A 21,429-nucleotide genomic window follows, 5' to 3' on the forward strand; every position below is an offset into this window, starting at 1 on the left:
TTGTCGTTGTTGTTTCAGCGGCCGCGAAGGCCGATGGCCTCGGCCGCATCGATGCGGTAGAAGCGCATCGCGTTGCCGCGCCAGACCGCATCGCGCGCGTCCTCGTCGAGTGCCTCAAGGCCTTCGGCCACGGTGCGCACCACCTCGGCGATCGGCGCGCGCAGCCCCGACACCGGCAGGTTGCTAGCGAACATGCAGCGTTGCGCGCCGAAGATCCCGACGGTCTCCCGCACCACGCGTACCGTGCTCGCGGCGTCCCATGGCGCATCGGGCAGGCCGAACTCCGAGAGCTTCACGCAGACCTCCGGCAGCGCCGCCAGCGCGGTCATGCCGCGCCGCCAGATCGCCAGGCCCGCATCGCTGCGGTCCCATGGCAGGCCGGCGTGCTCGACCGCCACCCGCAAGCCGGGAAAGCGCGCGATGGCTTCGGCCGCCTCTTCGAGGTGCCAGTACGGCACGCGCACATCCCACAGCAGGTCGTGGCCGCGCAGGAGGCCGAGGCCAGCGAGCCAGCGTTCGTCCTGCAGCGTGCCCGGCTCGCCGCGCACGCTGTGATCGGGCGCGCGCGAGATGCGCGGCTTGCAGCGCACGCCGCGCACCAGCGGCCACGCTATGTGCTGGCGAATCTGCGCATCGGCATCGGGCGCGAGGAACTCGACGTTCGCGATCACCGCGTTCGGAAAACCGTGCGCCGCATGCACGGCGTGCAGCCACCGCGTCTCGTCCAGCGATTCGGCGCGCGAGCGCTCGGCCTCGACGTGCACGGTCGCCACGACGGGCAGGTCTTCGACGGCCGCGCGGTAGTCGTCCACGCCGAAGTCGCGCCGCAGCACGGCGTAGTCGCCGAGAAAGAACGCATCGGCGTCGTAGCCCTCCTGCAGCCACGGGAAGTGGCCTTCGGACAGGTGCCAGAGATGGTGGTGCGCGTCGACGACGGCGCGGGGCAGCAGCGTGCTCATAAATTCTTGCGCCTCGTGTCAGGGTTGCGCATCCATGGCCTTGAGCACCGCATCGCCGTTCTTCTCGATGTAGAGCTTGCGCGTTTCTTCGCGCACCACCTGGCGGATGCTCGCGACGTCAGGGTTTTCGTTGACCTGCATGCCCTTGGCGCGCAGCTGGGCGATGGCTTCCTTCTCGCCGTCGTTGTTGAGCTTGCGCTGGAATTTCGCGGCAGTTGCGGCCTCCTCCAGGACGACCTTCTGGAACTCGGGCTTGAGCCCATCGAAGCGCGCCTTGTTCATGATCACCACCAGCGGCGTGTAGGCGTGGCGCGTGAGCGAGAGGTACTTCTGCACCTCGTACATCTTTGATGAGAGCATCAGCGTGGGCGGGTTCTCCTGCCCATCGACCGCGCCGGACTCGAGCGCGCCGAACACTTCGGCGAAAGGCATCGGCTGCGGGTTGGCGCCCAGCAGCTGGAAGGCTTTGAGGTGCGACGGATTCGGCGTGGTGCGGATCTTCAGGCCCTTGATGTCGGCCGCGTTGTTGATCGGCCGCTTGTTGTTGCCCAGGCTGCGAAAGCCGATCTCCCAGAACGCCAGCCCCTTGATCTGGTGCGCCGCCAGTTCATCTAGCAGCGACCGGCCCACCGGGCCGTCGAGCGTGCGGTAGGCCTGCTGCGCATCGGCGAACTGATAAGGCAGGTCGAGCGCGTTGAGCCGGGGCGCAAGGCCGGTAACGAATGGGTTGCCGGTCGCGCCGATGTCGATGGTGCCGCTGCGCACGCCGGTCACCAGCGTCACGTCGTTGCCCAGCTGGCTGTTGGCAAAGACCTGGATCTCCACGCCACCCTGCGTGCGCTCCTTCACGCGCCTGGCGAATTCGAGCGCAGCCTTGTGCTGCGAATCAGTCTCGGGCACGGTGTGGCTGAAACGCAGCTTCACGGGCGATTGCGCAGCAGCGGTGCCTGCTGCAAAGGCCATCGTCACCGCCAGCAGTACCGATGAAAGCGCCTTGAGGTTCTTGTTCATTTCTCTTGTCTCCTGTCGTTGAAATCTGCGGGCACGCGTCAGAGCACGTCAGACCGTGACCTTGGCTTCCTTGACCACCTGCGCCCACTTGTCCTTCTCGGTCGCGATGAACGCCGTGAACTTCGCGGCCGCGCCGCCGCCGTCTTCGGCGCCATAGCTCGCGAGCTTGGCGGCCACGTCGGGCATCGCGAGCACGCGGTTGAAGTCCTCGTTCATGCGTTGCACCATCTCGGGCGGCATCTGCGCCGGGCCGACGAGGCCATACCAGGTGCTGGCGTCGAAGCCGGGGTAGCCCAGTTCGGCCACCGTGGGCACCTGCGGGTGCGCCGGCGAGCGCTGCAGGCGCGTCTGCGCGAGCGCCACGAGCTTGCCGCTGGCCACATGCGGCGTGGCCGAGGTCATGGTCTCGAAGCTGTAGTCGATCTGCCCGCCGATCAGGTCGGTGAGCATCGGCCCCGAGCCGCGGTAGGGCACATGCAGCGCATCGACCTTCGCGCGCAGCTTGAAGAGCTCGATGGCCATGTGCTGCGAGGCGCCCGTGCCCGAGGAGCCGAAAGTCACCGTGCCGGGCTTGGCGCGGCACAGCGCCACCAGGTCCTTCACCGTGCGCGCCGGCTGGCTCGGGTTGCAGATCAGCAGGTTGGGCGTGACGCCCACCAGCACCAGCGGCGTGAAGTCGCGCTCCACCACGTAGCCCAGCGTGGGGTAGAGCGCGGGCGCGATCGCGTGGTTGCTGATGTTGGTCATCAGCAGCACGGTGCCGTTGGCCGGCTGCTTGGCGACGTACTCCGCAGCGATCACCCCGCCCGCGCCGGCCTTGTTTTCGACCGTGACCGGCACGCCCCAGGCGGTGGCGAGCTTCTGCGCCATCACGCGCGCCATCACGTCGGTGCCGCCGCCGGGCGGAAAGCCCACGACGATGCGCACCGGCGCGGTGGGCAGCGGCGATGCCGCGGCGAAAAAGGGAACGGCTGCCGCGGCGGTTGCCGCGAGGCCCGAAGCGATGAAGTGGCGTCTTTGCATGGTGCGTTTGTCTCCGTCTTTTTTGGGAATGAATCCGTTGGCCGCGTGCCGGCCCCGCGCGCCTACATCGACGCGGCCAGCATCGCCTCGTAGTCGGCGGGGCTCGCCTCGCGCGGGTTGGTCTTGTGGCAGTGGTCCTTGAGCGCGCCTTCGATCACGCGCGGAAAGATCCCGGGCGAAACGTCCAGCGCCGCGAGCCCGGTCGGCAAACCGAGCCGCTGGCTCATGGCGTGGATCGCGGGCGCCACCTCGTCGGCGCCGGCCAGGCCCATGGCCTGCGCCATGCGCGCGAGCCGCTCGTCCTTCTGCATCGAAGGCGCCTTCGCGTTGAAGTGGATCACCGCGGGCAGCAGGATCGCGTTGAGCGTGCCGTGGTGCAGGCGCGGCACCAGCCCGCCCATCGCGTGGCTCAGGCTGTGCACGCAACCCAGGCCCTTCTGGAACGCGAGCGCGCCCTGCATCGAGGCGCTCATCATGTTCAGCCTCGCCTCGCGGTCACCGGGCGTGGCGGTCGCGCGCTCGATGTGGCGCCACGCGCGGCGCAGGCCATCCAGCGCGATGCCGTCGGCCGGCGGGTTGAAGGCGGGCGCCATGAAGGTCTCCATGCAGTGCGCGATCGCGTCCATGCCGGTGGCCGCGGTCAGCATCGGCGGCAGGCCGAGCGTGAGCTCGGGGTCGCACAGCGCCACGCGCGGCACGAGGTATGGCGAAAGCACGCCGACCTTGCGGCCGTCGTCCAGGATCAGCACCGCGCCGCGGCCGACCTCGCTGCCGGTGCCGGCGGTGGTGGGCACCGCGATGACCGGCGCGGTGGCGGCGGTGATGCGCGCAGCGCCGCCCTCGATCGCGGCGAAGGACTTGAGCGGCCCCTCGTGCGTGGCGCACACCGCCACGCCCTTGGCCAGGTCGATGGCCGAGCCGCCACCAACCGCGACGATGCCGTCGCAACCGTGCGCCGCGTACATCGCCACGGCGGCGCGCATCGCGGCCTCGGTGGGGTTGGACGGCGTGCCGTCGAACACCACGAACGCGCGGCCCGCGCCGAGCTCCGCGGTGACGTGGTCGAGCACGCCCGCAGCGCGCACGCCGGCGTCGGTCACGACCAGCGGGCGGCGGATGCCGATGCGGTCGCACTCCTGCGCGAGCAGTTGCACCGCGCCGAAGTCGATCTGGATCTGGGTGATGTAGTTGATGAGGGCCATGCGGTCTCCGGTTCGCTGTGTTCCAGGTGCTCGATGTGCTCGAGGGTTCGTTGTGGGGCGCGAGTCTAGGAGCGGCCCGGTGGCGCGGCAACGTGGAATTACTTGAAGTGCGGCCGAGAAAAATTCACAAGGCCGGGGCCCTGTCATGGCGCGAGTTTTTCTTGAACGCTGCCCCAGTTTTTTTCGTTTGGCTGCGCTCCGCGCGCTCCCTAGACTTCGCCGCATTCGCAACCCGGCCTCCTTGCCGCAGGCCCCAACGAAAGAGACACACTCGCATGACTTCCCTGATCCAGGTCGAGCGCGACGACCGCATCGCCACCGTCGTCCTCAACAAGCCCGACAAGATGAACGCCATGGACAAGTCCATGTGGCAGGGCCTCACGGACGCGTTCGCCGAGCTTTCGGCCGACGACGACCTGCGCTGCGTGGTGCTGCGCGGCGCCGGCGGCAAGGCCTTCTCGGCGGGCGCCGACATCGAGGAGTTCCGCACCAGCCGCGCGAACGCGGCGCAGGCCGCGGCCTACGGCGAGATCACGCACCGCGCGATGCATGCCATCGCCCACAGCAAGCACCCCACCGTCGCAGTGATCGAGGGCGCGTGCGTCGGCGGCGGGCTGGAGATCGCCTCGGTGTGCGACATGCGCATCTGCGGCAATTCCAGCCGCTTCGGCGTGCCGGTCAACAAGCTGGGGCTGGTGATGTCCTTCGGCGAGCTGGGCGGCCTGGTGAACCTGGTCGGCAGCGCGATCGCTCTGGAGATCGTGCTCGAAGGCCGCGTTTTCGATGCCAGGGAGGCGCTCGAGAAGCGGCTGGTCAATCGCGTGGTGGACGACACCGAGGTACTCGAGCAGGGCTACGCCGCCGCGCGGCGCATCGCCGCGGGCGCGCCGCTGGTGGCGCGCTGGCACAAGCAGTTCGTGCGCCGCCTGGCCGAGCCCGCGCCGCTGACCGATGCCGAGAACGCCGAGGCTTACGCCTGCTTCGACACCGAGGACTTCCAGATCGGCTTCCAGGCCTTCCTGGCCAAGGCCCGGCCCGTGTTCACCGGCCGCTGAGCCTTTCGATCGCGCCCTCACACAACACACGGAGCACCTGCGTGTCCCTTCCTCTTCCTCTCTCCCGGATCAAGGTCCTCGACGTCAGCCAGATCATGGCTGGCCCCTTCTGCTGCATGCTGCTCGGCGACATGGGGGCGGACGTGATCAAGGTCGAGACGCCCGGAATCGGCGACCAGACGCGCCGCTCCATGGGCTTTCGCCTGAAGGGCGCCGACAGCGGCGGCTTCCTGGCGCTCAACCGCAACAAGCGCAGCGTCGAGATCGACCTGAAGAACCCCGCCGGCCTCGAAGCCTTCTACGCGCTCGTGAAAGACGCCGACGTGCTGGTGGAGAACAACCGCCCCGGCGTGGCCGCGCGGCTGAAGATCGACTACCCCACGCTGCGCGAGCTCAACCCGCGTCTCGTGTACGCGAGCATCTCCGGCTTCGGCCAGACCGGTCCCTGGGCCAAGCGCCCGGGCCTGGACCTGATCGCGCAGGCGATGACCGGCGTCATGAGCGTGATGGGCCATGCGGGCGAGGCGCCGGTGAAGTCGGCGATTCCGCTGGCCGACCTGGGCGCGGGCCTGTTCGCGGCCTACGGCATCCTGAGCGCGGTGATCGGCCGCGGCCTTACAGGAGAAGGACAGTTCGTCGACGCTTCGCTCTTCGAGACGGCGATGAGCCTGTCGGTGTGGGAGTCGGCCGAGTACTGGGGCACGGGCGAGGTGCCGGTGCCCATCGGCAGCGCCAACCGCATGAGCGCGCCCTACCAGGCGGTGCGCGCCTCGGACCGCCACTTCGTGATCGGCGCGGCCAACCCGAAGCTGTGGACCGCGCTGTGCACGGTGATCGGCCGCGACGACCTCACCAAGGACGCGCGCTTTGCCGACAACGTGCTGCGCATCCGCAACCGGACGGTGCTGATCGAGGAGCTGGAGCGCGAGTTCGCGCGCCGCACGGCCAACGAATGGGTCGATGCGCTGCTGGCCGCGGGCGTGCCGGCCGCGCCGATCCTCGACTACGCCGAAGCGCTGGCGAGCGACCAGGCGGTGGCGCGCGAGATGGTGCTCAAGATCCAGCATCCGGTGGAAGGCGAAACCCGCGCGCTCGGATTTCCGGTCAAGCTCGGGGGCACGCCGCAGCAGGTGCGCCATCCCGCGCCGCTGCTGGGCCAACACACCGACCAGGTGCTGGGGGAAATCGGCATGACGCCAGCAGCCATCGCGGCCTTGCGCCAGAGTGGCGCCTTCGGGGCCGTGACGGCGGCCGCGGCAGAGGCAGACGCGGCGGCGGACTGAAGACACCCAAGCCGGACAGCACACAAAAACACGCGAAGGAGACAAGACAAATGACCACTGCATTCACAGACCTCGCGCGCCGCCGGATGCTGCGCGCCATTCCCTCGGCCCTGCCTTTCGCACTCGGGCTGCCGCTCGCCGCGATCACCGGCGCCGCGCGCGCCCAGGGCGGCCCCTTTCCGAACAAGCCGATCGAGTTGGTCGTGCCCTGGCAGGCCGGCGGCGGCGCCGACGTGGTGGGCCGGGCGTTCGGCGCGGCCGTCGCGAAGTACCTGCCGCAGCCCATCGTGGTCATCAACAAGCCCGGCGCGAGCGGCGTGCTGGGCCTGGGCGACGTGGTGAATGCGAAGCCCGACGGCTACCGCATCGTGCTGTCGTCCACTGAGCTCACCTTCCTGAACCACCTAGGCCTGGCCAAGTTCTCGTACAAGGACCTGCGCCCCATCGCGCGGCTGAATGCCGACCCGGCCGCGGTGGTGGTGCGCGCCGACGCGCCCTACGTCACGCTGGAGCAGTTCGTCGAGGCCGCGCGCAAGGCCGATGCGAACATCCGCGTGGGCAATGCCGGCCACGGCTCCACATGGCACATGGCGGCCGCCGCGCTCGCCGAGAAGACTGGCGCGAAGTTCAACCACATTCCCTACGCGGGCGGCGCGCCCGCGGTGCTGGCGCTGCTGGGCGGTCACATCGATGCGGTGACGGTGAGCACGGCCGAGGTGTCCAGCTACGTGGCAGCCGGCAAGCTCAAGGCGCTGGCTGTGATGGCCGACCGTCGCGTGGCCGACGGCTTCGAGAAGATCCCCACGCTCAAGGAGCGCGGCATCGACCTGTCGATCGGCATCTGGCGCGGTCTCTCCGCGCCGCGCGGCACACCCGACGACGTGATTGCCGTGCTGAAGGCGGCAGTAGCCAAGGCTGTGAAGGAGCCGGTGTGGCTGGAGGCGCTCAACAAGCTGCACTTCAGCACGGACACCTACGCCGACGACGTGGCGCTCGAGGCGGTGATGGCGCGCGAAAGCGCATTCTTCAAGGCACTGGCTGGCAAGATCAACCTGTCGAGCTGAAGGCCGAAAATCCAGCGATGGACCCGACGGAAGACTCATTCGCCTTCGACGGAAAATTCGTCGACGCACACCAGCACTTCTGGAACCTCGATCTGCATCCCTACCCCTGGCTGCAGGGCGAGACGGTGCCGAACTTCCGCTATGGCGACTACTCGGCGCTGCGCCGCAACTACCTGCCTGCAGACCTCGCGCGCGACACGCCCGGCCATGCGCCGGCGCTGACGGTGCACATCGAGGCCGAGTGGGACCGCAGCGACCCGGTGGCCGAAACGCGCTGGCTCGCGAAGATGGCCGCCGCCGAAGGCCGGCCTTCGGCGATCGTCGCGCACGCGGCGCTGGACGGCGACAACGCGCCCGAGGTCCTGGCCGCGCAGGCCGGCTTCGCGCTGGTGCGCGGCATCCGCCACAAGCCGGTGACGTCCACCTCGGCGGCAACGGCCCGGCGCGGCCTCGCGGGGTCGATGGACGATGCGCGCTGGCGCCGCGGCTATGCGCTGCTGCAAACGCACCGCCTGTCGTTCGATCTGCAGGCGCCGTGGTGGAACCTCGACCAGGCCGCGGACCTCGCCCGCGACTTTCCGCAAACGCTGCTCGTGCTCAATCACACCGGTCTGCCGTCCGACCGCAGCGACGAAGGCCTCGCCGGCTGGCGCCGCGCACTCGAAGGTCTGGCCGCACAGCCGAACACCGCGATCAAGGTCTCCGGATTGGGGCAGCGCGGCCTGCCATGGACGCAGGCCGCGAACGTGCCGCTGATCCGCGACGCGATCATGATCTTCGGCGCGGCGCGCTGCATGTTCGCGAGCAACTTTCCGGTCGACAGCCTGGTGGCGGACTACGGCACGATCTTGCGCGGCTTCGTGACCGCGATAGCCGACCGGCCCGGATCGGAGCGGCGGCAACTGCTGCACGACAACGCGGTGCGCCTCTATCGGCTGGGCTGAAGAGCGTTTGCGAACAAGCGGGCTCAGGCCGGCGCCGCGCCCGCATCGCGCGCGAGCTCTTCATGCACCCAGGCCACGAAGGCCATGATGCGCGGATCGCTGCGGCGGTCCTGCGGGTACACCATGAAGTATGAAAACTCCACCGGCAGCGCGAGGTCAAAGGGCCGCACGAGCAGGCCGTCGGCCAGGTCCTTGATCACCCAGTTCTTCTTCACCAGCGCGACGCCCAGGCCGTCGATGGCGGCGTTGATCACGAGGTGGCTGGGCCAGAACGACGGTCCGCGCGTCACGTCCACGTCGGTTACGCCCGCATGGTCGAGCCACACGCCCCAGTCGGGATTGCTCACGTCGCTGTAGGTGCTGTGGTCGTGCAGCAGCACGTGATGTTTCAGGTCGGCCGGCGTCTTCAGCGGATGCGGTCCCTGCATCAATGCGGGGCTGCACACCGGGAACACCTCCACCGGCAGGCACAGCTCCGAATGCAGGCCTGGGTAGATGCCGCGGCCGTAGCGCACGGTCATGTCGAAGTCCTCGCGGGTGAAATCGACCATGTGCTTGGAGGTGGAGATCTCCAGGTCGATGTCCGGGTGCGTCTGCATGAAGCGGCGCATGCGCGGGATCAGCCACTTCACCGCGAAGGTCGGCGGCAAGTTGATCTTGAGCGAGGGCGAGCCCTGCGACTGGCGCAGGAGCTGCGTGGCGTAGATGACCTGCTTGAAGGCCTCCTGAATACCGGGCAAGTACGCCTTGCCCGCGGCGGTGAGCGTGAGCGACTTGGTGTCGCGCACGAACAGCGCGATGCCCAGGTTCTCTTCCAGCGTCTTGATCTGGTGGCTCACGGCCGAGGGCGTCACGAAGAGCTCGTCGGCCGCGCGTGTGAAGCTCAGGTGGCGCGCGGCGACCTCGAAGGCACGCAGAGGATTGAGTGGGGGGATGGGGCGCGACATGGTCTGGCGTTTCTTTCGGGAGAGCGGATGGAGGCGCGAATCAGTGTGAGCGTCGAGAGCGACGGCGCTTCAATATTTTCTCGGCAATCTTTCGAGAAAAACTCGTTTGCCGCAGTGCGCCGAGGTTTCTAGACTGCCTCGCAGAACGACGCACAACCAGTCGGGACAACGTCAATTGACGCCCCGGCGCCTTCGGAACATCTCATGAAAAAAGAACTGAACGCTGGCGCGGCGCTAAGACGCGAACTCGCGGTGGACCGCGCACGCACCGTCGATTTCCTGGGCGAGGATTTGCGCCTCTACGCGACGCCCGAGCTGGTGCGCGACGTGGAGCAAGCGTGCCTGGATTTCCTGCTCGATCACGCGGACGAGGGCGAGTCGTCGGTCGGCACGGCCATCGCGCTCAGGCACGTTGGCGCGACGCTGCTCGGGCAGACGGTGCGCATCGATGCGCGCGTGCGCGCGGTCGACGGTCGCAGCGTGGACTTCGACTTCAGCGTGCTGGAGGGCCACGAGGAGGTCGCCAGCGGCACGCACAGCCGCTTCGTCGTGAACGTGGCGCGGCTGCGTGCCAAGGTGCACGCGAAGGTCGAAGCCGCCCGCGTGCCGACGGCGCCCGCGCGCTAGACAACCGCTCCCTTTCCAGCCGCCCGCGCTGCCGCGGGCAACCCCATGTCGAGCAGCGGCACGCCGGGATCGCTTCCGGCGGGCGGGCGTTCGCCTTCCGCGGCGCGGGCCGCAACTGTGCCTTCCTGAAATTCCATCACAACGAAACGAGACAAACCATGTTCTTCAAAACCATCGCATCCACCCTGTTCGCCCTGGCCACGGCCTGCGCGGCGTTTGCCGCCAGCGGCCCGGCCATGGCGCAGGACCTGACCGGCAAGGTCACGCGCACGCCCACCGGCTACCTCATGGTGCTGCGCAACGGCGACGACGTCATCGCGCACATCGAGAGGCTCGCGGTGGTCGAGCAGATCCCGAGCGCGAGCATCGTGGGCATCGGCTTCATGCGCGAGGCGACGTTCGGCTTCTATGACTTCGCGAAGAAAGTCTTCAACCCGAAGACCTTCAAGGACGTGGAGCTCGCCAACCTCACCGGCTCCATCGCCTGGAAGGAGGGCAAGCCCTCGATCCACGCGCACGGCATCGTGACGGACGGGACGTTCATGGGCGCGGGTGGCCATTTGCTGGGGCTGATCGTCGGCACCGGCTCATGCGAAATAACGCTCATCCTGCATCCGCAGCGGCTTGAACGCTTCGTCGATCCCTCCATCGGCGCGAACGTCCTCGGGCTGCATCCCGGTGCGCGTTAGAAATCGCGGGCGTGACACACGCGCGGTACCGCTTGACACAATCGAAGGGGTTCCGCGTGCGAGCGTCCAGTTGACCCATCTCGATTTGCGCGGGCAGGCCTAGGAGCATCGCGTTCACTACGCCGGCTATTTCGTGAGTGTCCAGTCCGACGATCTTGAACGCCAGCTCGGGGCAGAGGACCCTCGTGTCAGCTTCAACTCTGAGCTGACCCCCCACAGCTCAGTTCAGCATCTGCACCTTCACCGTGTGGGGTTCCAGGGGATTTCCATCGCGGGTTGAAACTTTGCACATTACACCTGCAGCAATTCGCAGTTCGGCCACAAGCGCCAGCACAAGCTAAGCGGAACGCTGGCGCACCAGGCGCACTACCGCACAGGCAAGGTTTTGGGTTTGGAAGCTCTGATCCCAGGCAAGCCGGCACGCGAGGGGATGCGGGTCGCTGGATGCTCGCCCCTTGCAAATCGCCGAGAACGACGCCTCGGGCATCGAGCGCGATATTGAATACGTTTAATCAAACGACCGCTTTCAGGAGGGCCCAATGTCTGCAATGAGGCCCATTCGAGGCAAGCGCGCGCTGATCCCGTCTTAAGCTTGGCACCAGTGTATATAACGATGGCGTTCACCAAGAATTTAAGTGGACACCTTGGAGGACTCCAAGCGCGTGAGCCGTCGGCGCTACGCGGCCGCTCTGAAGCGGCAAGTGCTCTCGGCGTGCGCAGAGCCCGGGGCCATCTGTGGCTCAGGTGGCGCTGGCCCATGGCCTCAACGTCAACCTCGTTCACAAGTGGCGCTGCATGGTCGACGCTGGAGGCATTGCCTCGAAGGCCCGTAACCCGCAAGCCGAGTTCGTCTCGCTCGCGCTGGCGCAGATTCCAACGCGGTCAATGACATTCACCTTGAGCTTCGCCGCGGCGCGATCTCGGTGAACGTGCTGGCGGATGAGCGTGTCAGGCCAATGTGCCGCCTGGCGACGCGAGATCCTCAGGTGATCCCGGTCGGCGCGCTGTGACTGGGCGTAGAGCCATTTGACGTGCGTGCAGATAATGAATCGACACTGGTGCGCGTGGTGCGTGTCTTCGGCGATGCGCGCCCGCACCGCGCATACCTGTCGCCAACCGCCGTGCCGATTGAATGAAGGTCCCGGTGCACGACGGAATCGGAATCTGGCGTCGGCACGACGCATGACAGTCGGCCTGTGAACCTGCACCATCTCACACGAATGAGCCGGTCGCGCCTGTACAAGTAGGGGCGGATTCCATCTCGTTTGACCTGATCCACAATATATATACAATTGTATCTACAAACAATGTTTGGAGCCTACCATGCGGCAATCCACTGCCAAGCTCTTCGCCACCGGAGGGAGCCAAGCCGTACGCTTGCCGGCTGAGTTTCGCTTCGATGGCACTACCGAGGTGTATATCCGACGCGACGATGCGACGGGCGATGTCATTCTGTCCACGCGTGCCGCGTCCGACTGGAGGGCGTTTATGCAAATGCGGGAGCAACTGGGTGTCGTTGCTGCAGACTTTCTGGACGCTCGCGAGCAGAGCGAGGCACAGCGCGACGCCTTTGAGGGTTGGAAGGAGTGACGCTGTACATGCTCGACACCAACGCGGCTAGCGAGGCGATCAAAGGCAATTCGCTCTTCGATGCTCGCCTGCAGGCGTTGACGCAGGGGCAGTGGTGCATCTCCGCTGTGACCTGTTCCGAACTGAAATTCGGCATTGCGCGACGGCCCGAGGCTGCGCGACTACATCGGATCGTCCAGGAATTTCTGCGCATCGCGCCCATCTTGCCTTGGGATGCGCACGCGGCGCTGCGGCATGGCGAACTGCGCGCCCACTTAAAAGCTGTCGGTACACCAATCGGCGATTTCGACGAGATGATCGCGGCTCACGCGTTAGCGGTCGATGCCGTCGTCGTCACTGACAACACGAAGCACTTCGCGCGCGTACCTGGCCTGGTGCTCGACAACTGGCTTCGAGCGCCGGCCGGACATTGACCATCGCGAAACTCGTGGATGGGACACCGCCGGGAAGCGCACATTCGGCCCGACGTCATGGACGCCCTTCCCGAAGACAGAAGTCCGGCCCCTCGACAGTCCAAGAAAGGCGCTGCGTGGGCTCGAACTGAGCGATTGAGAGTGCGTACCGGCCTCGCGCCGATCGAGCTCCGCTAAAAGCGCCACTGAAATCCGGCGCCGCCGGGACCTTCTGATCGTTGCGATGGTCGAACTCCAATCGACCTCATGGACTCATCGCCTCCATCGCTGCAGCATCCTCGCGCCGAGCTTCGACGAGCCTTGCTGGTAGAGCGAAAGAACAAGTGGTGGCGCTTTGCGAGTGCAATTGGCAGGCCATGGGGCTTGGCATGCCTGTGGAGCAACTGGCTGGACTACGAAACCGCGGTCATGTGGAAAAGTTTCACCATGTTGACGCTGAAGGCCAATCGCCCCCCAATCACGTCTCGTATGCACAAGCCTGAGCTCGACAAGTCAACTAAGAAGCCGGTAGAGGCCCAGGACAAGGGTTCAGTCGTCGCAATCGAAGAGCACGACTTTGACCGGTGTCTCTCCTGCGCAGTTGAAGAGGCGAAGACGATGATGCAACTCATCCCATACCGGATGATCGCTGGACTCGCGCCGCCCGATGCGCGCCCGCCAGTGAAAAAAACGTGATAGCGACAACCAGATCGAGCTGCCCTTCTGGAACTTCAGGGGCGTCTCGTAGCCATACCTTCGGCGATAAGCCGGCCGCGCAGAACGTCACGCTCGTGCCGATCCAGGTCCTGAAGCAGTGGAGGGCAGGGGCCTAAGACCACGCCATGGGATTGCTCCAGCGCTTCAGCCTCGCGCATGAGGCGAAGGAATATCCCGATCGCATGTCGGGCGGCCAGCAGCAGCGCGTCGCGTTCGTGCGTGCGCTGGCCATGGATCCCATGGTGCTGCTGCTCGATGAAATCATTTCGACGCTCGATCCCGAACTGGTGACGGCCGTGCTGAACATCGTGCGCGAGCTGGCGAACGAAGGCATGACCATGCTGCTCGCCAGCCACAAATGGGCTTTGCGCGCGAGGTTTCGTCGAAGGTGTGCTTCTTGTGCGACGGCGTTGTCTGCGAGGAAGGGCCACTTGAACAGATATTTATCAATGAACACCAAATCGAACTCCAGAGCGACATCGAAGCCCTCAGGGGGAGATTTACGGAGACGAAAGACCTCTATCGTGAGGTTTGCGCGTTGCTGTTCTTCCGCTACGGCATCACTTCCACGGCGAGCAAGCTGTACCAGTTTGTGCGCAAGGGCTCGATGAGTGCGCCGGCGGACGCCCTAGCCAAGTTCTGGGAGGACCTGCGCAGCAAGGCGCGTGTCGAAATCGATCATCCGGATCTGCCACCGGAACTCAAGGCGTCGGCCGCCGAGGCCATCGCCGGGTTGTGGCGGCAGGCCACGGCCGCAGCGCGCCACGAGCTCGCGGCGCTGCGCCTGGAGGATCAGGCAGCTCTCGAGCAGGCGCAGGATGAGGAAACCCGGGCCCGTCAGGCAGCCGCGGAGGCGCTGGCCAGCGCCGGCACCCTGCGTCAGCAACTGGGTGCGCTTCAGGAAGCGCTCCAGCAGCGGCAGACAGACCTGGAGGCCGAGCGGCGCGCCCATGCGGGCGCTGTGACCAGGCTGCAGGAACTGCAGCGCCATCTTGAGGAAGCGCGCAACCAGCAGGAGCGGGTTCGGGCGGATTTCAGCGCGGAGTTGGCTAAGGCACGAGCGGCCGTAGACGTCGCGAACGGCCGTTCGGATGCCGCCGAACGGCGCGCGCTGCTGGAGATCGACCAGGAGCGTCAGGCACGGATCAAGGCCGACAAGCAGCTCGATGCGCTGCGCGGCCAATTGGCACAGACCGAGGGCCGCCATCGCGAGAGCATGTTGGCGCAAGCCGATGCCGTCACGCGGTTGCAGGTCAGGGCCGATGCGGCCGAGGATTCGCAATGAGAACTGGCGGGCACCAACCGCAGCCTTGTCGATGATCTCCAAGCGACGAGGGAGCGGCTCGCGGTGGTCCAGCAAGAAGCAACGCAGTTCAAAGCCGAAGCACAGACGCTGCGCACTATGCTCGAGCGGCTCTCGCCCCCGAAGCTCCTCTCGCAACAAGAGGTTCCGGCATCGAGAGCCACGAGGGCTGGCGCGCGAAAGACCTGATAGTCAGTTGACTGCTGCGTGCTTGGCAGGCGGCCTAGACTTAGGCTTCAGGGGCTGCAAGCCCATCTTTACGGGACCCGCTGAAAGGCCTAAGCTTGATCTCTGCCACACAAAACTTAGGCCGTCTTTTCGCTAGGAGGCAGCGGATGCTCAGAATTCTGGCCCTTGCAAGTTTTCTCGCCGCGGCCCCCGTCATCGCGCAACCCTTTCAATCTGGCGACCAAGTCGTTCAAAAGCTGAGTTCGTACAGCTTCAATGATTTGCGTCGCGAAGCAGAACTCGGTCGCCCTTTGCGCGGCAAGACATTAAAAGCAGATGCGCTCGACCATGACCTCCAAGCGGCATCGGAATACTTCAAGGGGCGCCAAGCAAGTAAGCCAGCTGCCCTCCAGATGATGCGAGCTTTGCTCATGATCGAAATGACGGATGGCGGAAATCCGACGGCCATCGACTACGTAGCACCGATCTATGACAAGAACAGGGACGTCTTTCGTAGTGCAATGAAAGATCTTCATCCCACTGACAGAAAGTACATTCGCGAGCGGCTTGGAACCTATTGTCTTCGGCGCTGCGGCTAAACGATGTCATCGGGAGGCCTTATGCCTAGCTTTCGACTTGTTGCGACTTTCGCTGTTTGCCTTACTTGGTTCGGTATTGCTGCCGGTCAAGATAGAGGCTTCTCTGGTTCAGTTCAGATTGATTCTTCTCGAAACCTTACTCTGCGCATCCTCGAAAGGCGCGCTGCTAGCGAACTGTTCAGCACAGCCAGGCAGCAAGGTGCTTTAAACATCTGCAATCCGGAGATGGCTTCGGTTGCGGAGACTCGCAGCGGGCGCTTCTATCAGTGCATGCGAGGGTTCGAAGGGACAGCGGCGTGCTGGATCAGCATCAATCTCGTGACGGGCGGCGCAGGGCCTGTGTGCACTCGAGGCATCTTGGGCGCGGAAATACCAGTCAAAGGTGACTATTGGTTTTCGCGAGAAGATGAAGATCCCGAGAAGCAGCCAGAATACATGGCATTCACAATAAACGGTGCAGCGGCAAAGGCGATGTACGGCGCTATGTCAATGCCCGCAATAAAAGACGAATGTACCGGAGGTAAATACAAGGACCGGAAGGGGCTCCAGTGCAGTCTGAGTAACGAGGGCGAGTACAGCTGCAGCTTTGGCGTACCACTTGACCCGAAGCAGAAAGAGTTGTTTTTTGCGACCAGCTGTTGATTGGTGCGTCCGATCGTCGGCGCGCACATGTGCTGCACTATTTTCAGTCTAGCTGTGCAGCCTCGCGATTGCCGCGGCACAAGCCGGGGGAGGGCCCGCACACATTCAAGACCTCCGCTCTAAATTGCGCACTGCGTTTGTGGGGATTTGTACAGAAACCGAGATCACTGGGATTAGGCGGCCATCGAGCAAGCCGAGGGCAAGGGAATCCGGGCCCGGCTAGGTGGTAGCGGAGGCGCTGGCCAGCCGATCCTATGAGTCCGCAACTCCGGCTGCCTTGCGCAGCGCGCATAGCTCCAAGCGAGCCGACTCGCGAATTTCTTCTCGATCCAGTTCGACTGCGGTGTCGCCGGCCCAAGTTTCCCAGAGGCTTTCGAGCCAGGCCTGCCTTGTGCTGAACGCTTCGACCGCGTAGTCGAGCCAACTGGCGTAACCGACGGGCGGTGGCAGTGGTTTTTGAATGGTGAAGAGAATTTCTCCCTGAAGATGAAGTCCGATGCTGCGATCATCCGACATAGAACGACATCCGGCAATTGAGCGGGCGCATCAGGCTCCGTTTCCGCGTGGCAATGAATGACTGCATAAGCAGAGGGCTCTTAATGACTAAAAACTGGCCGCATTCTGGCTGCCCCTGAACTCCGGCCGAATAACACAAAGGAAAGCGCATATGTCGATGCCGATGCACGAGGTACGTGCCACCGTTGAAACATTTCTTCGTGGCACGGAACCTGAAGTGCTTGCCGTTGCTGGAGGTTGGGGGGTTGGCAAGACCCACCTTTGGCGAACCACGCTGGACACTGCGCGCGTCTCCGAGACTCTCGGGTTGCGCAGCTACGGCTACGTTTCGCTATTCGGCTTGTCTAGCCTAGACCAGCTTAAGCTGAGTCTCTTCGAGAGCACGTTGATGCTTACTCCAGATGCAGAAACTAAGAGTGTTTGGGGGAGGGTCCAAAGCGCCATCGGCGACCGCGTCAGACTAGGGTATGTGGCCGGTCCAAAGGCCCTGCGCCAGCAGCTGACTTCTGATGCTGTAACCGGAGCTCGACTTAGTCGGCGCTATGCCGACGGAATGCCTTTCGCCATCGCAAGTATCTCAAAGGCCCTGTCGCCGTTGTACTTCTCGGCCGTCCACGATCAACTTGTTTGCATTGATGACATAGAGCGTCGAGGCGAAGGGCTGAAGCTCAACGAGCTGCTCGGCCTCATCACGTTCTTGAAGGAGGAGCGAAGATGCCGCGTTGCGTTGTTACTAAACTCAGACTCTCTTTCAGACGGCGACAAGAAGCTGTTCGAAAGCCAGTTAGAGAAGGTCATCGACATTCACGTAAGAATGGCGCCGACCTCGCAAGAATCGGTCGCCATTGCGTTCGGCGAGCAGCCGGATCAAATCACAGCTCAGATCGCAGAGCGAGCTTCAGTCTTGGGCATTCGGAACGTCCGTGTCCTCCGCCGCATAGCACGGCTGATAGGAAGCGCCAAAGTCCACTTCGCAGGCTTCCACCCAAAGGTGGCAGAGCGCGCGATATTCATTCTCACTGTCGTCGGCTGGGTGATCTACGAACCGGCTGAGGCGCCAACAAGCTGGCATAACGAGGCCGTTGAGGCGGCAAATAGCCCCGGGGACTGGCATGCCTTCGCAGCGGAGGACGAGTCTCGAACGCCAACAAAGGATGATGAGACCATGAGCAGGTACGGCTATACCTTCCTGAACAATTTCGATCTCACCTTGATAAAAGAAGCACAGCGCGGATTCTTCGATCCAGCCCTGCTACGAAAGATTGGAGCCGAAATGCAGCGGGAGATCGAAACGCTCGAGTCCAACGCGACAATTCAGGAGGCGTGGAATATCGTCTTCGATTCATTCGACAACAACGAGGAGGAAGCTGCCGAAAAGATCTTCACAGTGACGAGTCAGTGCCGTGAGTTTGCCTCTCTTTCGGACCTCAACAGAGCCGTTGCTTTTCTAGAGACGTTGGGAGCAAGCGACAAGGTGGATGAGCTGTTATCGCTGTACAAGGTTGCAAGAGCCTCAGATGCCTCCTTCTGGAGTCTGGAAGACCAGTGGATCCTCGGGAAGTTCGAGCCATCGGTTGCAGCCATCGCTAGAACAATGCACCAAGAAGAGCTTCCGTTCGATCCGGAAGAGGCATTGATCAAGATAGGCGAAAGAAGCGGAAACAGCCAAGATGACTCACGCTTGGCCATGCTGGGACCCGACGGCATGAAGAATCTTTTCATGAGTATGAAAGGGCGGCGAATGCGAAACGTCGTGGTCGGATCATTGCAATACGCGTCGCTCACAAATCCTGACCCGCAGCAACAGAAATTGCTTGCAAACGCTAGGCAAGCGCTGGAAGAGATAGCGAGCAGTTCACCGCTTAACAAATGGCGAGTGGAGCGTTACTCCGGCGTAAGGGCAGGGAAGTGATTGCTGCCAAAACGGTGAACGCGTGGCCATCCACGTCGAATGATCGTCGCTCCTGTAGCCAACATATGATTCAAGTTCAGTTGCTCGGGGACGATAGTTCAAGTTTTCTATCTCACCGAGCCCGGTTGGATCAACTGCGATCGGCTACGCTAGTGTCAAACAGCAAGGAAATCAGCACATGGCCGAAGTACAAAAAGCTAGACAGGACCTTACTGTCAAAGGGGAGTCCGTCGAACGCATCTTCGGGAACTACCAGGCATGGCGGTACATAGTGAATCGCCGGTACCAGCGCAAGCTGGTCTGGTCGCTCGAAGAGAAGCGTAGCTTCATTGACTCGATCATCAACGGATACCCGGTCCCTATCGTGCTCCTGGCCGAGCGCAAAGCCACAGCGGCCGGCCCCAGCCAATTCGAAATCATCGATGGCATGCAACGCCTAAATGCCGTTTTCGGGTACATCGAAAACGAGTACGGCGTAGACGGGCACTTCTTCGACCTGAACACGATGGCTGAAACGAAGGCTCTCTTCGATGCAGGAAAGCTTGTGCAGCGCGAGCCCCTTCTTTCCCGAGACGCATGCGTGCAGATTGCATCGTATACCGTGCCGCTCTCGATCTACGAGTTCGCCGGAGATGGAGACGTGGACGAGGTTTTTCGTCGAATCAACTCGGGAGGTCGGAAGCTTTCGCGGCAAGAACTTCGAATTGCGGGCTCGACTGGTCACTTTGCTCAGGCGGTTCGCTACATCGCTTCCAAGGTGCGAGGCGACGTTTCGGCCTCGGATGAACTGCCGCTCAACGAAATGAAGAAAATCTCGATCACCAACCGAGAGCTGCCTTACGGCATCGACGTGGACGAGGTCTTCTGGATCAAGCAAGGCGTCCTGACCAAGGAACAAGTGCGGGAATCGAGGGATGAGGAAATCATCGCTGACATCCTGGCGTTCATGCTTCTGGAGCCGAAACCGCCGTCGCGCAGCGAAGTACTTGATGACTTCTTCGGATACAGCGAGGGAGAATCACAGCAACAGAGGCACGCGCAAATCGAGTTAGCCACTCAGAAAATCACGACCGAAGTTGCTACCGCGGACTTTCAGCGGGTTCTGGATCAACTCAAGATCACCCTAAATCGATCTGGCCGCACGCTGGGTCAATTGCTGCTGGGTGACCAGCCACCGAGGGCACCGCGGTATTTTCAAGTGGTTTTCCTCGCGCTGCACAAGCTGATGGTGGTTCAGAACCAAGAGGTTGTTGATCAGGATCAGCTGGTCAAGCTGTTGGACGGCAGTGGGAAGCAGATCCAAGTGCCGGAGGGTGGCCGCTGGGGAGCAGAAGATCGAGCCAATCTGGTGAACGGAGCCGCGGGTGTCTATGGCCCCGCTTTCGGTCCCGCCAAGGCCTACGATCCGGCTCAGGTGCGTTGGATCACGCAGATGGAAAACATCCTTACGCAGTCGTATACGGAGCAAGCGGCCTACGACTTCAAGCAGGGATTCCTTCGACTTGACGGCAAACACACCTTCGATGAGGACAGCTTCGACAAGATCCTCAAAACGCTGGCTGGCATTGCCAACATCCGAAAGGGGGTGCGCGGATACGTTCTTGTTGGTGTCGCCGACACCGGCGCCGATGCGGCACGGGTGACACAACTCTACGGAGTAGACGCCAAGCCGTTTGAGAGATTCTTTATCACCGGCGTTGAGCACGAGGCAAAGGCGCTGGGCCGCTCGCTCGATGATCTTTTCATGGAGCTGACTTCGCGAATCAAGAGGTCGGCGCTGTCTGAACCGCTGAGAGACTATGTTGCTCGCAATGTGAAGTCGGTTCGCTACTATGACAAGACCGTCTTTGTCTTCGAGGCTCAGGCGCAGGAAGAACCCTCGAACTTCAATAACGTCTTCTATGTGCGGCATGGAAACCAATTGGCGGAGGTGCCGGCCGCCCAGTATGGAGAGCTATTCAAGCGCTTCTTGGCGGGGATGTAGTCGCCCACAAAGAGGCGGCGACCGTCGGCGCAGTAGTGGTGGGTATTTTGCTCCGCGCACAGCCTATCAATTTTTGCAGGAATCGTGGTCGTCACTCCACTCGCGTGAAGGTCAGGGGAGTGGTAAGTGGCAGAAGGGATAAATGTCCTCATCAATTCGCGGCACTCCGATGCAGGAAGGATCACTGCTGTGAAAACAAGACGTTGGACCTATGACGGCCGCCTCACGATGACCGGAGTTTCAAGTTGAACCCCATTGATCACAGCCTGGAGGGCACGACGCAGCGCATGGAGGAGCGGCGTGCTGCAATGGTCGCGATCTTGCCCAGCGAGCTCAAAGACCGCGAAGACGTATTGCCAGCGCGCATCCGCGCCGGCAACGCCAGCGTGCAATCCAAGCTTGGCCGCATCTATGCGCTGGTCGACGAGTTTTCCGCACACCGCGCACCGTATATTGCGTGCCGACAAGGATGCTCGGACTGCTGCCGGATGAATGTACAGATCTCGAACCAAGAAGCGGCCCGTATCGCGGCAGCGACCGGGCGCCGAGCCCGGCCCCTGACCAGGGAAGTGCAGCACGCGGATGACAAGTTTGCCGGCAAGGCCTGCCCGTTCCTCATGGACAGCTCGTGCTCGATCTACGAGCACCGCCCTATGTCTGTCGCAACCATTCGACATTCGATGCCGATGCCTATTGATGCGATCCGCAACGCATGCAAACGGTAAATCTGCCGATGCTCGAACTCAGCGGCGCCAAGCAGGCCCTGATCGAGGTGCTCAAGCAGACCAAGAACCCACTGCTG

General features: G+C 63.4%; 21 protein-coding genes. 15 read left to right on the forward strand and 6 right to left on the reverse strand.

The features are described 5' to 3' along the window. Positions 1-14 precede the first annotated feature (14 nt). The 4 genes from RT97_RS05165 to RT97_RS05180 all read right to left on the reverse strand — a co-directional run bounded on the left by RT97_RS05165 (position 15) and on the right by RT97_RS05180 (position 4,195). On the reverse strand, positions 15-959 hold the full coding sequence (locus RT97_RS05165; protein WP_042577705.1) for an amidohydrolase family protein: 945 nt from the start codon (positions 957-959) through the stop codon (positions 15-17). Between the two features lie 18 nt (positions 960-977). Next, positions 978-1,970: a TRAP transporter substrate-binding protein gene (locus tag RT97_RS05170; protein ID WP_042577706.1), complete on the reverse strand. Its 993-nt coding sequence runs from the start codon at positions 1,968-1,970 to the stop codon at positions 978-980. Between the two features lie 48 nt (positions 1,971-2,018). Then, positions 2,019-2,993 carry a Bug family tripartite tricarboxylate transporter substrate binding protein gene (locus RT97_RS05175; RefSeq protein ID WP_042577707.1) on the reverse strand — a complete coding sequence of 325 codons (975 nt, stop codon included), beginning with the start codon at positions 2,991-2,993 and terminating at the stop codon, positions 2,019-2,021. A gap of 62 nt (positions 2,994-3,055) precedes the next feature. Beyond that, a complete protein-coding gene (locus tag RT97_RS05180; protein ID WP_042577708.1) occupies positions 3,056-4,195 on the reverse strand; it encodes an iron-containing alcohol dehydrogenase in 1,140 nt (379 codons plus the stop codon). Positions 4,196-4,470: 275 nt separating this feature from the next. Between RT97_RS05180 and RT97_RS05185 the strand changes: the two genes are divergently transcribed. The 4 genes from RT97_RS05185 to RT97_RS05200 are packed head-to-tail and all read left to right on the forward strand — an operon-like array spanning position 4,471 to position 8,541. Further along, the gene (locus RT97_RS05185) at positions 4,471-5,250 is read left to right on the forward strand and encodes an enoyl-CoA hydratase-related protein (RefSeq protein WP_042577709.1); all 780 of its coding nucleotides are present in this window, start codon (positions 4,471-4,473) and stop codon (positions 5,248-5,250) included. A 41-nt stretch (positions 5,251-5,291) separates the two neighbouring features. Then, complete coding sequence (locus tag RT97_RS05190) at positions 5,292-6,533, forward strand: CaiB/BaiF CoA transferase family protein (protein ID WP_301280749.1); 1,242 nt, start codon at positions 5,292-5,294, stop codon at positions 6,531-6,533. Positions 6,534-6,583: 50 nt separating this feature from the next. Further along, positions 6,584-7,597, forward strand: a complete 1,014-nt coding sequence (locus RT97_RS05195) for a Bug family tripartite tricarboxylate transporter substrate binding protein (protein WP_042577711.1) — start codon at positions 6,584-6,586, stop codon at positions 7,595-7,597. Between the two features lie 17 nt (positions 7,598-7,614). Further along, on the forward strand, positions 7,615-8,541 hold the full coding sequence (locus tag RT97_RS05200) for an amidohydrolase family protein (RefSeq protein WP_042577712.1): 927 nt from the start codon (positions 7,615-7,617) through the stop codon (positions 8,539-8,541). A gap of 23 nt (positions 8,542-8,564) precedes the next feature. On the opposite strand, the gene RT97_RS05205 is transcribed toward RT97_RS05200, so the two are convergent. Beyond that, entirely contained in the window at positions 8,565-9,488 is a 924-nt protein-coding gene (locus RT97_RS05205) for a transcriptional regulator GcvA (protein WP_042577713.1), read from the reverse strand. 204 nt (positions 9,489-9,692) lie between these two features. Between RT97_RS05205 and RT97_RS05210 the strand changes: the two genes are divergently transcribed. The 8 genes from RT97_RS05210 to RT97_RS33020 all read left to right on the forward strand — a co-directional run bounded on the left by RT97_RS05210 (position 9,693) and on the right by RT97_RS33020 (position 16,215). Next, positions 9,693-10,115: a thioesterase family protein gene (locus tag RT97_RS05210; protein ID WP_042577714.1), complete on the forward strand. Its 423-nt coding sequence runs from the start codon at positions 9,693-9,695 to the stop codon at positions 10,113-10,115. A 158-nt stretch (positions 10,116-10,273) separates the two neighbouring features. Then, positions 10,274-10,804, forward strand: coding sequence for a PPC domain-containing DNA-binding protein (locus RT97_RS05215; RefSeq protein ID WP_042577715.1), 531 nt, complete (start codon positions 10,274-10,276; stop codon positions 10,802-10,804). Positions 10,805-12,127: 1,323 nt separating this feature from the next. Then, positions 12,128-12,394 (forward strand): antitoxin, encoded by a 267-nt coding sequence (locus tag RT97_RS05225; RefSeq protein WP_042577717.1) that lies wholly within the window; start codon positions 12,128-12,130, stop codon positions 12,392-12,394. Between the two features lie 8 nt (positions 12,395-12,402). After that, positions 12,403-12,807, forward strand: a complete 405-nt coding sequence (locus RT97_RS05230) for a type II toxin-antitoxin system VapC family toxin (RefSeq protein ID WP_042577718.1) — start codon at positions 12,403-12,405, stop codon at positions 12,805-12,807. A gap of 246 nt (positions 12,808-13,053) precedes the next feature. Next, positions 13,054-13,482 carry a hypothetical protein gene (locus tag RT97_RS05235; protein ID WP_155403733.1) on the forward strand — a complete coding sequence of 143 codons (429 nt, stop codon included), beginning with the start codon at positions 13,054-13,056 and terminating at the stop codon, positions 13,480-13,482. 379 nt (positions 13,483-13,861) lie between these two features. Then, positions 13,862-14,788, forward strand: a complete 927-nt coding sequence (locus RT97_RS05245) for a DNA-binding protein (RefSeq protein WP_253278130.1) — start codon at positions 13,862-13,864, stop codon at positions 14,786-14,788. A 353-nt stretch (positions 14,789-15,141) separates the two neighbouring features. Then, positions 15,142-15,573 (forward strand): hypothetical protein, encoded by a 432-nt coding sequence (locus RT97_RS05250; RefSeq protein WP_042577720.1) that lies wholly within the window; start codon positions 15,142-15,144, stop codon positions 15,571-15,573. A 21-nt stretch (positions 15,574-15,594) separates the two neighbouring features. Further along, a complete protein-coding gene (locus tag RT97_RS33020) occupies positions 15,595-16,215 on the forward strand; it encodes a hypothetical protein (RefSeq protein WP_155403734.1) in 621 nt (206 codons plus the stop codon). Positions 16,216-16,467: 252 nt separating this feature from the next. Here RT97_RS33020 and RT97_RS33025 read toward each other — a convergent pair whose 3' ends face one another. Then, positions 16,468-16,731 (reverse strand): hypothetical protein, encoded by a 264-nt coding sequence (locus tag RT97_RS33025; RefSeq protein WP_155403735.1) that lies wholly within the window; start codon positions 16,729-16,731, stop codon positions 16,468-16,470. Positions 16,732-16,882: 151 nt separating this feature from the next. Here RT97_RS33025 and RT97_RS05255 point away from each other — a divergent pair, with 151 nt between their 5' ends. From RT97_RS05255 to RT97_RS05265, 3 genes are all read left to right on the forward strand, one after another. Continuing rightward, positions 16,883-18,643, forward strand: a complete 1,761-nt coding sequence (locus tag RT97_RS05255; RefSeq protein ID WP_042577721.1) for a hypothetical protein — start codon at positions 16,883-16,885, stop codon at positions 18,641-18,643. Positions 18,644-18,821: 178 nt separating this feature from the next. Further along, the gene (locus RT97_RS05260) at positions 18,822-20,627 is read left to right on the forward strand and encodes a DUF262 domain-containing protein (RefSeq protein WP_042577722.1); all 1,806 of its coding nucleotides are present in this window, start codon (positions 18,822-18,824) and stop codon (positions 20,625-20,627) included. A gap of 245 nt (positions 20,628-20,872) precedes the next feature. Continuing rightward, positions 20,873-21,352, forward strand: a complete 480-nt coding sequence (locus tag RT97_RS05265) for a YkgJ family cysteine cluster protein (RefSeq protein ID WP_052810556.1) — start codon at positions 20,873-20,875, stop codon at positions 21,350-21,352. The last annotated feature ends 77 nt before the right edge of the window (positions 21,353-21,429 follow it).

Source organism: Variovorax paradoxus, assembly GCF_000834655.1.
Classification (GTDB): domain Bacteria; phylum Pseudomonadota; class Gammaproteobacteria; order Burkholderiales; family Burkholderiaceae_C; genus Variovorax; species Variovorax paradoxus_F.